We start from the raw sequence: 14616 nt of genomic DNA, 5'->3' as shown, positions 1-14616 counted from the left end.
TAACAGCGCGACAATATACATTTCATTTGGCAGGAAAAATGAAGACCCAAGAAAAGATAGAAGCCTATTTCGAAAAAGAACAGCCCTTTAGGGAAGGTATTTGCCTTTTGCGGGAATTGGCCCATAAAACCGGACTTATTGAAACGTACAAATGGGGTATCCCTGTATACACCATGGACAATAAGAATGTTCTAGGTATTTTAGCCTTTAAACATCATTTCGGCATCTGGTTCTATAATGGCGTCTTTTTAAGTGACCCGAAAAAAGTACTGGAAAATGCACAGGAGGGAAAAACTAAGGCCATGAGGCACTGGAAATTTAGAACCATGGAGGATATTGATGAGGCTACGGTTTTAGCCTATTTTCATGAGGCTATCAGCAACCAAAAGAAAGGACTTGTCCTTGCCCCTGAAAAAAACAAACCAATTTCAATGCCTCCCTTGTTAAAAAAAGCACTTAACAATAATCAGGCTTTAAAAGCAAATTATGAAAGTCTAACCCCATATAAACAAAGGGAATATTGCGAGTATATTTCTCAAGCCAAACAGGAAAAGACCAAGCAGTCCCGACTGGAGAAATGTATTTCCCTCTTGGAAAAAGGTTTGGGGCTGCATGATAAATATAGGAAAGGATAGTCAGTGGTCAGTGGTCAGTGGTCAGTGGTCAGTAGTCAGTAGTCAGTGGTCAGTGGTCAGTGGTCAGTGGTCAGTGGTCAGTAGTCAATGGTCAAAAAAAATAAATGGAATTGGATATTACAATTCTGACCTAATATAATTGATTTACTTAGTGGTATTTTCCAATACTATTATTGACGGTCCTTCGGATAGCCATTTTTGGCCCAGACCAGTGGTATCTCCTAACGGAAGAAAATACACAAAAGATCCTAGAGCCAAGTCAATGTCGCCATCAGCATCCATATCCTCCGCGTCCATAACGATCCATCGACCATTGATCGACTCCGAAAAGGAATAATCCTCAAATTTCATATCCCCTTTATTTTCCAGATACACAAAACTTTCCTCTGGGGAACCCACATAATCAGGAAAAAAAGAAATTGCCGCAATATCCAGATCTCCATCCAAATCATAATCCCTGGGCATGGCTTTATAAGCCCCGTTTAAATGGTAGAAATAGGATTGCTTAAAATTCAGATCTCCATCGTTCAGAAATATATAGATACCGTGATATTCCTTTAATATGGGCGTTTTGTCCGCATTGTCCCCACATACATATAATATATCATCCAAGCCATCCTTATTAAAATCTACCAACTCTATATATTGGGAACCATTAAGTGGAAGAAAAGAGAGCAATCTTTTGGTAGTAAACGTGCCATCGCCCTGATTTTGATAATAAAAAACACCTTCATCCCCTTGAGCCATAAGCACAAAAATATCTTGTAGACCATCCCCATTGGCATCCTTTATCACTGCGGAAATGGCACCCGATCTGTTATCCAACGTCCTCATGGTGTATTTATCACCCCCCTTGTTTTCGTACCAAACCAATTTCCCTGTTTCATTGCCGTATTCACAGGCTACAACGTCTTCCAACCCATCGTTATTTAAGTCCCCATAAGCCATATTGACCGGCCTTTGTAAATTTGGAATCACCTCCTTGGAAGTGTATGAACCTTCAGTTCCCTTAGAAAATAATTTTTGTAAAGCCCCATCCGACACATCATTGGGGAAAATGTTTTTGCCAGCGGTTGTCAAATAAATAGTGTCGTATTTTTCGTAATAGTGGATAGGGGCCGTCTTAAGTCCTAGTACTATATCCTTCTTAAGATTTTTGTCCAGGAATGTCAGGCTATTTATATTCCGCTTACTATCTGCAAATACCACTCCCCCATTTTCTGGAAGGATTTTCACCATAGTGGTCAGGGCTGGAGTCTGGGAAAAGCCAGACTCCTTGATTTTAAAATGCTTTAGGCCCATTTTAATTTTATTGGCCCTTTTAGGCGGTAAAATGGTATCCGGTGCATTGTTAAGGTAATAGTCTACTATTTTGTTCCAATCTGCGCGGGCAATTAGAGGTCTTTCTGAAAAGATATTGGCCTTTTTAACCACTTCTCCGCTCCTACCATTGTCAAAGAGACTATCCGGGCGCAGATTACCTTTGTACATCCCCAATCGATGACCCATTGAAGGAAGTACATCGTTTTGCCAACTGGACCTTGGCAACAATTCTGGTTTAACAAAGAGATGACAACCGGAACAGTGGATTTCTGCCAAGCGATTCCCAGGCAAATTGGTAGCAGTTGGCTCTTTATATTCCAAAGTCTGCGATTCCTTTTTGTTACCGGAACAAGAAATCAGCAATCCTATAAGGAGGGCCAGCGAAAAAAAAATCTTCATGCGATATTAAATAAATATAGGAATTCGGTAAAAAATGTCCTCCTGATAGTGACCTAATCTACGAAGATACTGCCGAATTTTCAAGTAAGATGTAAATATCCCATATACAATGATCGTTCAAAGTGCAAATCAAACAATAGAAAACTCAATTGACAGTAATAATAGCTAAGCCATCCTCACTAAAAGAAAGGTGGCCAAAAGCCAAAGGACCAGGCTTAAAATTCCCCCTATAATAAAAAAATGTTTGAACTTGTAGTTGCCTATTCCGTATATCAAGGTATTGGTTTGATATCCTACCGGTGTAAAAAAACTGAAATTTGCGGCAAACATTACAGCTAGTATAAATGGCTTAAAATCCAAATTTAGTCCGCTTGCCAGTGCCATTGCTATTGGGGTCATAATAATGGCCGTGGCATTATTGCTGACCACACCGCTCATGACCATGGTGACAAAAAAAAGACTGCCAATAATTATCATTTTGGATTGGCCCACCAATAAGCCCAATAATCTTTCCGAGATCCACATATCCGCTCCCGTGTTGTGCATTGCTATACCCAAGGGTATCATTCCTGCCAGCAAAAAGAAAATTTGCCAATTTACCTTTTTGTATACACTGTCCAAATTTAGGTTATTGGTAAGCAATAATATAGAAACCCCTGCCAAGGCACTTACCATAATGGAAAGAACTCCTGTAGCTGCCAAAACGACCACTAAACCAAGAACCGCCAGCGATAAAATTCTTCCGAATCTGGAATGGGTTTTAAGCGAATCAAACTCCTGTAATAGTACTATATTTTCAATGGCTTCCAAAGACTTAATATTTTCCTTGCTTACATCAACCAGTAGACGATCACCAGCTTTGAGCGCCAATTTATCCGAACTGCTACGTACCAATCGCTCCTTGATATTGGTCAAGGTCTTGCGCTTCTTAATGGCCACGGGTATAATATCCTGCTGCATATACCCCCTTAGATTCCCCAAAGTCTTGCCCAAGAGCGCTGCTCCCGGAAGCATTAAAAGCTCAACAAACACACGTTCCTCCAGTTTGGTTACATTGTCCTCACCGGTGGAATGGTGGTTCGTCCCCTTCCAAAAAATTTGTTCGTTAAGTCCCAAATTCTGGGAATCGTTCAATTTGGAGAGGCTTAAAATGTTGCACATTAACAATAACTGATCATTCTCCTTTAAGGTAATGTATTTTCCCGGTGAATTATGAATCCTATTGTCCCTTATCAATTTCAGTATTGATATCTCTGGATTATTGAATAAAAAAGTCTCCTCCAGCCTTTTGTTTACCAACTGTGACCCCGGCTTTATACGGACACTGGTAATATAATCCGAAACACTATAATCGGTCCCCAATTCCCTTTTCCCGCTCCAAGGCAACCATCTAAGCATTAGGGTGAGATAGACAATGGCCACGGCCAAAAATATTAATCCTATGGTAGTAAATTCGAAAAAACGCAGGGCCGGCGCTCCCAGGTTTTGTGCCACGGAGTTTACAATAAGGTTTGTAGAGGTACCCATTAAGGTGCAAGACCCTCCCAATATGCCCGCAAAGGAAATAGGTAATAATAATTTGGATTTGGAAATATTGAATCGATCAGAGAGTTGATTAATAATCTTAATGAAGACAATGACGACAGCGGTGGTACTTATAAATGCAGAAATACTTGCGGTTACGATCATAAAAACAGGAGCTATTATAAATAACGGGAAGGCTCTTATTTTCCCCAAACTGGAAGTAAGCCAAGTAATAACCCCATTTTCCTCCATGGCTATGGCCAATATCATCAATGCCAAAACAGCTATAGTTGCACTATTGGAAAACCCGCTTATGGCATCTTCCGGTTTCACCAGCCCAAGTAAGGTCAATGAAACAATTATAAAAAAGGCAATCTTGTCTACCGGAAAAACTTCCAGGGCAAATAAGATTATGGTTATAAACAATACCAAAAATACCAATCCCATTTCGAACGTCATCCCATAACTATTAAATTAAGACCTCCTTTAATATCTACACTCCAAAAACAAAAAAAATCTTCCTTGCCCTTTTAAGCATATGCCCAAAACCTCATTACAAATTACATATAATATTAAATATGCCCCTATAACAGGAGCACAAGCCATTGAAAAATTGAAATTCCCAAATGTGGTTTTAATATGGATGAAATTTAAATTTCACTGGATAAGGTCATAACTACTTTTTGACATTCCTCCATACATTTTACACAAGAATTAGCGCAATCCTCACAATGTTTATGGTCATGCTGCGCGCATTGTTCCGCGCACCATTGACATACCTTAGCACAGATGCTGCAATACTCTTTGGCATATGGACTATTTGCCATTAAAAATTGTAGTGCCGCCGAACAAGATTCAATACAAAGGATACAACAAAGTGGGCAGTCATTTTTACTATCCTTACCCGACATTTGAAGTAGGCAATATTGACAATCGGCCATACATTTACGACAGGCTTCAATACAATCCAAATAAGGTGATTCCATAGCATTAATAATTAAAGTTATACCTAAATTAATTCAACACCATTTAATGCAATAGCTCAATTCAATATATTGTGATCGTTATTGACAATTAAGGTAACTGGACAGACAAAATAAATGGTGTCATCTTTTCTTTTGATGATGGCGTATAAAAATTAACTTTATCCCATATTTATTATGAGGAAAATAAAAGTAGCTATTGTGTTCTTATTACTTTTAACGAACTTCAAATGGGAAAAGAACAATAAATTTTGTAACAGCTAAGGATCAACATATAATATTCGATGAAAAATACCATTTCGCATAGAGTAGCCGATTTTTTGAAAAATTTCCCACCTTTCAATGTCCTGGGCCAGTCTGACCTTGAAACCCTAGCCGAAGAAATTACCATAGTCTACAAGGAAAAGGATAGCGTTATTTTTGCCGAGAACGACGAACCCCATACCTACTTCTATGTAGTAAACAAGGGTGCTGTTGCCCTTAAAAAAGGGTCCGATAAAAGTGTCATGGACATGTGCGATGAGGGTGATATATTTGGACTTAGACCCCTGATGGCTCAGGAAAATTACAAAATGACTGCAAAAGCACATGAAGAAAGTATCCTTTACGCCATTCCTATCAATATTTTTAAACCATACGCCCAAAAAAATATAGCAGTTGGAAATTTCTTAATAGAAAGTTTTGCCTCCAATACCAGAAACCCCTATTCCAAAAGTCATCGTGGTAAATTGTATGATGAAGTGCCCGAAATAAATCCCGTGGCTCCCAATACCCACGTATTGGATTTGCAATCTGTACAGTATTCCAAAAAATTGGTTACCTGTACCGCAACCACCTCGGCCAAAACAATAGCCAAAAGAATGACAGAAAAAAAGGTTGGGGCCATGTTGGTGGTCAGTGATAAGATGCCCATTGGGATAATTACGGACAAAGATCTTCGGAACAATATTGTTACCGGAAAATATCCCATTACCACAAAGGCCAAGGAAATAATGGTTTCTCCTGTTATAACCTATAACAAACACCTCACCATAACCCAGGCACAAATGGCCATGATGAAAAGTAATATTAGCCATTTATGCATCACGAAGGACGGCACACCCAACTCCAAGGCTATTGGAATACTATCCAAACATGATGTTATGGTAGCTTTGGGAAATAACCCGGCAGTATTGATCAAGGCCATAAATAGGGCCAAGAAAATAAAATCGATAAAACAAATAAGAAAGAGTATAACGCATCTTTTACAGGATTACTTGGATCAAAATATCCCCATTAAATTGACTACCAAAATAATATCCGAACTTAACGATGCCTGCGTTAAGCAAATTATTAAACTATCCTTGGAGGAAATGCCAACAAAGCCCCCAGTAAAATTTGCATGGCTGGCTCTTGGTAGCCAAGGACGGAGCGAACAACTCCTTCAGACCGATCAGGACAATGCCATGGTCTTCGAAAATGTTCCTGAAGAAAAGCTCATAGAAACAACAGACTTTTTTTTGAAATTGTCCAAACTAATCAACAAAGGATTGTTTGAAATTGGTTACGATTATTGTCCTGCAGAAATGATGGCTTCCAATCCCAATTGGTGCTTAAGCCTGGATGAATGGAAAAAAACCATTTCCCATTGGATAATAAATCCAGGGACCGATGAGGTATTGCTTTCCTCCATATTTTTCGATTACAATATTACCTATGGGGATGTAAATTTGGTGAATGAATTATCGGAACACATTTTTGAAACCACAAAAAAATATCCCATTTTCTATTTGCACTTGGCAAGTGGGGCCCTACAAAACCCGTCCCCAACAGGCTTTTTTAGGCAAGTGTTGGTTGAGGAAGATGGGGAGCACAAAGATACCTTCGATCTTAAAAGACGGGCATTGATGCCTTTAACCGATGCCGCAAGAGTACTGATTTTATCGCATTCGGTCAAATCCATCAACAGTACCGCAGAGCGATTTGAAAAACTGGCAGAGTTGGAACCCAATAACGAGGAAATCTTTATGGCCTGCTCCTATGCCACAAGGGCACTTTTAAAGTTCAGGACGAAACAAGGTCTGCTTCACAATGATTCTGGGAGGTATATTGCCATAGACAAATTGACTAAGGAAGAAAGAATTAAACTGAAAAGAACTTTTAAGACCATAAAGGAAATTCAGGAATTGGTAAGTGTTAGATTCAAGGTTTCAAACTTGTTACGATGATAGATTTCTTTAAAAAAAAAGTAAACAACTATCCCGATTATTGGTTGGAATATGAGAATAGTTTTAAGAAAAAACCGATTGAGGACCTCAACTTGGTAAGATTCGTGGTCTTGGATACGGAAACTACAGGATTCGACTATTCAAACGACAGGATACTCTGTATTGGGGCCCTAAGTTTGGTCGACAAAAATATTGCACTCAACCAAAGCTTGGAAATTTTTCTGAAGCAGGAGCATTACAATGCGGAAACTGCAAAAATTCATGGTATCCTAAAAAATGGTGGGGCCTCCTGCATAAGTGAAAGTGCAGCTATGGAAGAATTATTGGGATTCTTAAATAATGCCATAATCGTAGCCCACCATGCCATTTTTGACATTACAATGATCAACAGGGCCTTGGAAAGGAACGGCCTTCCCAGGTTAAAGAATAAAGTATTGGACACTTCACATCTTTACAAAAAAACGCTATTGACCTCCAATGTGTTCAAAAAGAAAGAGCATTATTCCTTGGACGAATTGGCGGAAAAGTTTGATATCTCCAAAAAGGATAGGCACACCGCCTTAGGAGATGCCTACATTACTGCCATTGCATTCCTAAAAATAAGGAATCGATTGAAGGGCAAGGGACAACTACGATTAAAAGACCTTTTAAAAATGGGGTAACTAATTTATCGATGACAGGTACCCCAAAACATTTTTCTCGATTCTAGACTGTATATCCGAGATATCGGCCTTGACAAACTTTTCTCCGGTAATATTTTCGTACAGTTCAATATACCTTTCAGAAACGGTCTGTATATAATCATCGGTCATTTCCGGTACAACCTGTCCTTTTAACCCTTGAAAGTTATTGCTTATCAACCATTGGCGAACGAATTCCTTGGACAATTGCTTCTGGGCCTCTCCCCTATTTTGTCTTTCCCCATAGCCTTCGGCATAAAAATAACGTGAAGAATCAGGGGTATGGATTTCATCTATAAGTACAATTTTTCCATCCTTGGTTTTCCCAAATTCGTATTTGGTATCCACTAAGATCAATCCTCTCTTGGCGGCGATTTCCGTTCCTCTTTGAAAGAGTGCCTTGGTATAATTTTCAAGAACCAGATAATCTTCCTCGCTCACTATTCCCCTTTCCAAAATGGCTTCTCTGGAAATATCCTCATCATGGTCTCCCATTTCAGCCTTGGTCGCAGGGGTTATAATGGGAGATGGGAATTTATCGTTTTCCGACATCCCGTGGGGCATTGGAACTCCACATAACATTCTTTTACCCAGCTTGTATTCCCTAGCAGCATGTCCGGATAAATAGCCTCTAATCACCATTTCCACCTTAAAGGGCTCGCAGGCAAACCCAACGGCAACATTGGGATCTGGAGTGGCCATTAGCCAATTGGGGACTATATCGGCCGTATCCGCCATCATCTTGGTAGCGATCTGATTTAGTATTTGACCTTTATAAGGAATTCCCTTTGGCATAACCACGTCAAAAGCGGAAAGCCTATCAGTGGCCACCATTACCAAAATATTATTTTCTAGATGATATACCTCCCTTACCTTTCCTTTGTATAAGCTTTGTTGTCCCGGAAAGTTAAAATTTGTATCAATTATTGTATTACCCATGCTGCAACTATCAATTGTTATGCTCAATTCCCTTATAAGCCTCTATGACCTTTTTAACCAATTTATGCCTTATCACATCCTTATCGTCCAAATAAATAACCTCTATTCCTTCAATGTTCTGAAGCACCAATAAGGCTTCTTTCAATCCCGAAATCAAGCGTCTTGGCAAATCGATCTGACCTGGGTCCCCATTAATTAAAAATTTGGCATTTTTTCCCATTCTGGTTAGGAACATTTTCATTTGGGCATGGGTAGTGTTTTGGGCCTCGTCCAAAATAACAAAGGCATTGTCCAAAGTCCTTCCCCGCATGAAAGCCATAGGGGCTATCTGTATAGTGCCGTTCTCAATATAATGGGCCAATTTTTCCGGTGCAATCATATCCCGCAAGGCATCATATAATGGCTGCATATAAGGATCCAACTTTTCCTTAAGATCTCCTGGCAAAAAGCCCAAATTTTCACCGGCCTCCACAGCGGGCCTGGTCAATATAATACGCTTAACCTGTTTCTCTTTTAAAGCTTTTACCGCCAAGGCCACTCCCGTATAAGTTTTTCCGGTTCCCGCCGGTCCTACGGCAAATACCATATCATTGTTCCTAGCGGCATCGACCAATCTTCGCTGATTTACCGTTTGTGCTTTGATAAGTCTACCACTTACGCCATGGACCAAAACTTCACCACTGATTTCTGAAGACTCCAATATTTCCTGTCCATTGCTGGCCAAGAGTCGCTCAATACTATTTTCATCCAACTTATTATACTTGGCATAGTGGGCGGTAAGCAGATCGAACCTTCTATCGAATTCGTCCAATAGGTCTTCGTCTCCATAAACCTTAATTTTGTTGCCTCTGGCAACAATCTTAAGCTTCGGAAAATGCTTTTTAAGTAAATCTATGTTCTCATTATTCTGTCCAAAAAATTCCCTTGGGCTAATGTCTGTAAGTTCTATTATAAGTTCGTTCAAAGAAGAGAGGTGTTATAAAGGATTAGATATGAAATATATATTTTGGTTCGCTGATTTTTTGTGTAATTTTGTTTAACAAACTTAAGTAAAAAAACAACTTACCAAACCAAAAACATATCAACAGTCCTATATGGCTATAATTACTTTAACTACTGATTTTGGACATAAAGACCATTTTGTAGGCGCCATAAAAGGGACAATTTACAAGGAATTGTCAGATGCAAAAATTGTTGATATTTCTCATTCCATTGCGCCTTTCAATATTCAGGAATGCGCCTACATCCTCAAAAATTCATATAAAAATTTTCCTGATGGCAGTATCCATATCGTAGGTGTGGACTCAGAATTGACGCCAGAAAACCAACATATTGCCGTATTGGTGGACAACCACTATTTTATTATGGCCAACAATGGGGTAATAGGGCTCATAATTTCCGAAATAGTGCCGGAAAAAGTGGTAGAAATTCAATTGCCCAATAGCATTGATAGTTCGTTTCCTGAAATGGATGTTTTTGTAAAAGCGGCAAGCCATATTGCCAGAGGTGGAAAACTGGAAGTAATAGGCAGGACCTTTAAAGATCTTAAGGACCTAAGGGAGTTCAACCCAAGAATTTCCGATGACGGCAAGACCATATCCGGAAGCGTTATTTATATAGATAACTACGGCAATGTGGTAACCAACATTCAACAAAGCACCTTCAAAACCATAGGCAAGGGCAGACCTTTTGAACTACATGCCCGTAATAAAAAAATAAAGGAGATCCACAAAAAATACAGTGACATCATAAATTACAGTTTGGATAAAAGTCAGCGTAAATCCCCTGGGGAATTACTGGCACTATTCAACTCATCAGGCTATGTAGAAATCGCAATTTATAAGAGCGACCTTAATACCGTAGGTGGGGCCTCTACCCTATTGGGTCTTGATTATAGGGATACTGTAATTATTAATTTTACTTAAATACAAGGAACAAATGTTGGTAAGAATTGTAAAATTAACCTTCAAAAAGGAAAATATTGCTAGTTTTGAGGCCATCTTTGAAAACAATAAAAAGAAAATCCGACAGGCGGAGGGCTGCACCTTTTTAGAACTGTTGCAGAGCAAGGAAGATAATAATATATTTTTCACATACAGTTATTGGAATAGCGCTACCGATTTGGAAAACTATAAAAATTCAGAATTCTTCAAGAGCGTCTGGGGGAAGACCAAACAATTATTCGAGGACAAACCAGAAGCTTGGAGCCTAATAAAGAAGGAAACGATTAACTAACATACATGATTGCCATATTTAAAAGAGAAATACAATCATTTTTTACCTCGCCTATAGGTTATCTGGTCATAGGATTATTTTTAGTGCTCAACGGATTGTTTCTTTGGGTATTTAAGGGACCTTTTAATATTTTTGAATACGGCTTTGCCGATCTGGGCAATTTCTTTCTCCTTGCCCCTTGGGTATTTCTTTTTCTGATACCCGCCATTACAATGAAAAGTTTTTCGGAGGAAAAAAAACTAGGCACTTTGGAGCTGCTTTTTATAAAGCCCATCTCTTTATGGCAAACGGTTATAGGAAAGTTTTTGGGTACCTTTTGCTTGGCCTTAATCGCCATATTGCCTACACTTCTTTATGTATATACCATTTCCCAATTGGGTGTAACCATAGGCAATTTGGATATGGGCATGGTGCTGGGCTCTTATTTTGGGCTCTTATTTCTAACTGCAAGCTATACCGCCATTGGATTATTTTCCTCTATCCTGTCCGAAAACCAAATTGTAGCCTTTATCATTGGTATGGTACTATGCTTTATTATGTTGTTCGGATTTGAAAGTCTGGCCACGATATTGCCCACTGGCCCTATGATACTTTTTGTGGAACAAATAGGAATGAAGGCCCATTTTGAAAGTATAGCCAGAGGTGTCTTGGACACTAGGGATATTATTTATTTCACAAGCCTTACCCTATTCTTTCTCTTCCTGACCATTAATCAACTAAAAAATCAGAATAGATAATGAAAAGAAGTTTATTATCTATAATCAAGGCCGTTGTTTTATTGCTGATCCTAAATATTCTGGCCAGTTTTTTCTACGCGAGATTAGATCTGACCGAAGACAATAGATATACCCTTTCCACGGCGGCATTAAATTCTGTTGGGGACTTTAGCGCCCCTATAATAATCGATATTCTTCTCGATGGAAATCTTCCACCGGAATTTATAAAATTGAAGCTGGAAACCAGGCAGCTATTAGAGGAATTTGCATCAGAAAATAAGAATATAAAGTTCAATTTCGTAAATCCGCTTGAAGGAGCCACGCAAATTGATGGCGTTATCACAGATTTACAGGCTTTGGGCCTTACCCCCACAAACGTTACCGTTGAACAGAATGGAAAAGTCTCCCAAGAGATTATCTTTCCATGGGCTATGGTCAATTACAACAACAGCACCGTAAAGGTACCCCTGTTAAAAAATAAACTTGGTGCCACCACTGAAGAGCGTGTAAACAATTCCGTTCAACATTTGGAATATGCCTTTGCAGATGCCTTTACAAAGTTGAACATCAAGGAAAAGAAAAAAATAGCCATCATTAAGGGCAATGGGGAGTTGGGTGATATTTACATGGCAGATTATCTGACCACCATAAAGGATTATTACAATATTGGGGCCATAACCTTGGATTCTGTGGCAACCAATCCAGAAAAGGTCCTGGCACAACTAAAAGGTTTTGATCTTGCCCTCATTGCAAAGCCTACAGAGGCATTTTCCGATGAAGAGAAATTTATTCTGGATCAATATATTACCGGGGGAGGCAAATCGCTTTGGCTCATAGATCAGGTAGCTATGGAACTGGATAGCCTATTCAACGAAGAAGGTACTGCCATGGCCCTGCCACGAAATCTTAACCTTAACGATTTTTTCTTCAAATATGGGATTAGATTAAATACGGATCTTGTCAACGACCTATATTTCACCCAAATAGTTCTGGCGAGCGGTGAGGGGAACAGTTCCCAATACAACCCTGTTCCCTGGTACTACAACCCAATGGTCTTTTCCAAGAACGACCATCCTATAAACAACAATTTGGAAGCGCTAAGGTTCCAGTTCGCAGGTAGTTTGGATACCCTGGCCAGTGATTACAAAAAACAGATCTTACTCAGTAGTTCGCCCTTATCCAAAACCGAAGGAGTACCAAAACCCATTCAGTTGGACATTATTAATACACCACCGGATAAGGACTTATATAATGATGGAAATAAGATATTGGGGGTATTGGTCGAAGGCGCCTTCCAATCTACTTTCCTGAACCGGGTAAAACCGCTAAAGCTGGACAAAATTTTGGATCAAGGCCCTGAAAACAAAATGATAGTGCTTACGGACGGTGATCTTATAAGAAACCAGATCCGAAACGGCCGACCCTTGGAATTAGGTTATGATAAATGGACGAACAACTTTTTTGGCAACAAAGAATTTCTCATTAATTGCCTTAATTACCTCTTGGACGATACCGGACTTATAAACATTCGCAACAAAAAAGTAACCATCCCTTTCTTGGATGAAGAAAAAATCAATGACCAAAAAACCAAATGGCAGTTGATTAATATTGGCCTTCCCCTGTGTTTGACCTTTATTTTTGGATTCCTAATACACACCATTCGCAAGAAAAAATATGGGGTATAAGTGTTGATAAGTTTGTTTCCTTAAAAAGGACATTTAAAATATCTTTGTTTTGACCGTGATTCAAGGAATATTACGGATTCAAACAGAAATTCGAACACTGTTTTAGGTTGTACAATAATGTAGATTCCTTAAAAAAAAATAAACTAATGAAATTTATAGTATCTAGCACTTATTTACTAAAACAACTCCAAGTTTTAGGTGGGGTTATCAATAACAGCAATACCTTACCTATTCTAGACAATTTTCTCTTCGATTTAAATCAAAAAGAACTCACTGTTTCGGCTTCCGATCTGGAAACTACAATGAGCTCTGTATTGGAGGTAGATTCGGACAATGAGGGAACCATTGCGGTTCCAGCAAAACTGTTGTTGGAAATCTTAAAAACCTTTCCTGAACAGCCCTTGACTTTTGTTGTTGAGGACAACAATACAGTGGAAATCAGTTCTAACCACGGTAAATATGCCTTGGCATATGCTGACGGTGCGGAATTTCCGAAATCGGTTGAATTATCAAACCCATCCTCTACCACAGTACTTGGGGATATATTGGCAACAGCTATCAACAAAACCATATTCGCTGCCGGTAATGATGATCTAAGACCTGTAATGAGCGGTGTCTTTTTTCAATTTTCCCCAGAAAGTCTAACCTTCGTAGCTACCGATGCCCATAAATTGGTAAAATACCAACGAACCGATGTTACTGCTTCCAAAGTGGCCGAATTTATAATGCCCAAAAAACCTCTTAATTTATTGAAGGGGATCTTATCGGGCAGCGAAACGGAAGTACTGATCGAATACAATGAAAGCAACGCTAAATTCAGTTTTGAAAACACCATCCTCATCTGTAGATTGATTGACGGTAAATACCCGAATTATGAAGCAGTTATTCCTAAGGAAAATCCTAACAAGCTATCCATAGCCAGAAACCAACTGTTAAGTTCTGTTAGAAGGGTTTCCATATTCTCCAATAAGACCACCCACCAAATAAGATTAAAAATTGCAGGTGCGGAACTTAATATTTCTGCCGAGGATATAGATTACAGCAATAAGGCGGAGGAAAGGTTGACCTGTTCCTACCAAGGTGATGATATGCAGATAGGGTTCAACTCAAGGTTCCTGGTGGAAATGTTGAACAACCTTACTTCGGATGACGTGCAATTGGAAATGAGTCTTCCCAATAGGGCCGGTATCCTAACTCCGATTGACGGTTTGGACGAAGGCGAAAATGTGACCATGTTGGTAATGCCCGTAATGTTGAACAGTTAGAAATACAGATTCAATACAATTGTTG

At 39.2% G+C, this 14616-nt stretch carries 12 protein-coding genes; 8 read left to right on the top strand and 4 right to left on the bottom strand.

Going from position 1 to position 14616, the window contains the following annotated elements:
- The first annotated feature begins 38 nt into the window (after positions 1–38).
- Entirely contained in the window at positions 39–635 is a 597-nt protein-coding gene (locus U735_RS0108480) for a YdeI/OmpD-associated family protein (RefSeq protein ID WP_031443409.1), read from the top strand.
- A gap of 144 nt (positions 636–779) precedes the next feature.
- Here U735_RS0108480 and U735_RS0108475 read toward each other — a convergent pair whose 3' ends face one another.
- Entirely contained in the window at positions 780–2357 is a 1578-nt protein-coding gene (locus tag U735_RS0108475; protein WP_031443408.1) for an FG-GAP repeat domain-containing protein, read from the bottom strand.
- Positions 2358–2522: 165 nt separating this feature from the next.
- Positions 2523–4340, bottom strand: coding sequence for an SLC13 family permease (locus U735_RS0108470; protein ID WP_031443407.1), 1818 nt, complete (start codon positions 4338–4340; stop codon positions 2523–2525).
- 808 nt (positions 4341–5148) lie between these two features.
- Between U735_RS0108470 and U735_RS0108455 the strand changes: the two genes are divergently transcribed.
- Positions 5149–7071, top strand: a complete 1923-nt coding sequence (locus U735_RS0108455) for a DUF294 nucleotidyltransferase-like domain-containing protein (protein WP_031443406.1) — start codon at positions 5149–5151, stop codon at positions 7069–7071.
- Complete coding sequence (locus U735_RS0108450; protein ID WP_031443405.1) at positions 7068–7733, top strand: 3'-5' exonuclease; 666 nt, start codon at positions 7068–7070, stop codon at positions 7731–7733. Before U735_RS0108455 ends, U735_RS0108450 begins: the two co-directional genes overlap by 4 nt.
- Here U735_RS0108450 and U735_RS0108445 read toward each other — a convergent pair whose 3' ends face one another.
- Complete coding sequence (locus U735_RS0108445) at positions 7734–8690, bottom strand: phosphoribosylaminoimidazolesuccinocarboxamide synthase (protein ID WP_031443404.1); 957 nt, start codon at positions 8688–8690, stop codon at positions 7734–7736. It lies immediately after the preceding gene.
- A 10-nt stretch (positions 8691–8700) separates the two neighbouring features.
- Positions 8701–9654: a PhoH family protein gene (locus U735_RS0108440; RefSeq protein ID WP_031443403.1), complete on the bottom strand. Its 954-nt coding sequence runs from the start codon at positions 9652–9654 to the stop codon at positions 8701–8703.
- A gap of 130 nt (positions 9655–9784) precedes the next feature.
- Here U735_RS0108440 and U735_RS0108435 point away from each other — a divergent pair, with 130 nt between their 5' ends.
- The 5 genes from U735_RS0108435 (at position 9785) to dnaN (ending at position 14591) form a co-directional block, all read left to right on the top strand.
- A complete protein-coding gene (locus U735_RS0108435) occupies positions 9785–10615 on the top strand; it encodes an SAM hydrolase/SAM-dependent halogenase family protein (RefSeq protein WP_031443402.1) in 831 nt (276 codons plus the stop codon).
- A 13-nt stretch (positions 10616–10628) separates the two neighbouring features.
- On the top strand, positions 10629–10925 hold the full coding sequence (locus U735_RS0108430; protein ID WP_031443401.1) for a putative quinol monooxygenase: 297 nt from the start codon (positions 10629–10631) through the stop codon (positions 10923–10925).
- A gap of 5 nt (positions 10926–10930) precedes the next feature.
- Positions 10931–11662 carry a gliding motility-associated ABC transporter permease subunit GldF gene (gene gldF, locus U735_RS0108425; RefSeq protein ID WP_031443400.1) on the top strand — a complete coding sequence of 244 codons (732 nt, stop codon included), beginning with the start codon at positions 10931–10933 and terminating at the stop codon, positions 11660–11662.
- Positions 11662–13326: a gliding motility-associated ABC transporter substrate-binding protein GldG gene (gene gldG, locus U735_RS0108420; protein ID WP_031443399.1), complete on the top strand. Its 1665-nt coding sequence runs from the start codon at positions 11662–11664 to the stop codon at positions 13324–13326. The genes gldF and gldG overlap by 1 nt, the downstream gene beginning before the upstream one ends.
- Before the next feature lie 146 nt (positions 13327–13472).
- Complete coding sequence (gene dnaN / locus U735_RS0108415; protein WP_031443398.1) at positions 13473–14591, top strand: DNA polymerase III subunit beta; 1119 nt, start codon at positions 13473–13475, stop codon at positions 14589–14591.
- The last annotated feature ends 25 nt before the right edge of the window (positions 14592–14616 follow it).

The organism is Arenibacter algicola, from assembly GCF_000733925.1.
Taxonomy (GTDB): Bacteria; Bacteroidota; Bacteroidia; order Flavobacteriales; family Flavobacteriaceae; genus Arenibacter; species Arenibacter algicola.
The sequence above is the reverse complement of the archived record's forward strand: the minus strand, read 5'-3'. Positions and strand labels throughout refer to the sequence as shown.

What these genes read in the sequence shown, in the direction of transcription:
- U735_RS0108470 (WP_031443407.1), bottom strand. Translation starts at nt 4,340, where the DNA reads ATGACGTTCGAAATGGGATTGGTATTTTTGGTATTGTTTATAACCATA.
- U735_RS0108445 (WP_031443404.1), bottom strand. Translation starts at nt 8,690, where the DNA reads ATGGGTAATACAATAATTGATACAAATTTTAACTTTCCGGGACAACAA.
- U735_RS0108455 (WP_031443406.1), top strand. Translation starts at nt 5,149, where the DNA reads ATGAAAAATACCATTTCGCATAGAGTAGCCGATTTTTTGAAAAATTTC.
- U735_RS0108480 (WP_031443409.1), top strand. Translation starts at nt 39, where the DNA reads ATGAAGACCCAAGAAAAGATAGAAGCCTATTTCGAAAAAGAACAGCCC.
- gldG (WP_031443399.1), top strand. Translation starts at nt 11,662, where the DNA reads ATGAAAAGAAGTTTATTATCTATAATCAAGGCCGTTGTTTTATTGCTG.
- U735_RS0108430 (WP_031443401.1), top strand. Translation starts at nt 10,629, where the DNA reads ATGTTGGTAAGAATTGTAAAATTAACCTTCAAAAAGGAAAATATTGCT.
- U735_RS0108475 (WP_031443408.1), bottom strand. Translation starts at nt 2,357, where the DNA reads ATGAAGATTTTTTTTTCGCTGGCCCTCCTTATAGGATTGCTGATTTCT.
- dnaN (WP_031443398.1), top strand. Translation starts at nt 13,473, where the DNA reads ATGAAATTTATAGTATCTAGCACTTATTTACTAAAACAACTCCAAGTT.
- U735_RS0108450 (WP_031443405.1), top strand. Translation starts at nt 7,068, where the DNA reads ATGATAGATTTCTTTAAAAAAAAAGTAAACAACTATCCCGATTATTGG.
- gldF (WP_031443400.1), top strand. Translation starts at nt 10,931, where the DNA reads ATGATTGCCATATTTAAAAGAGAAATACAATCATTTTTTACCTCGCCT.
- U735_RS0108435 (WP_031443402.1), top strand. Translation starts at nt 9,785, where the DNA reads ATGGCTATAATTACTTTAACTACTGATTTTGGACATAAAGACCATTTT.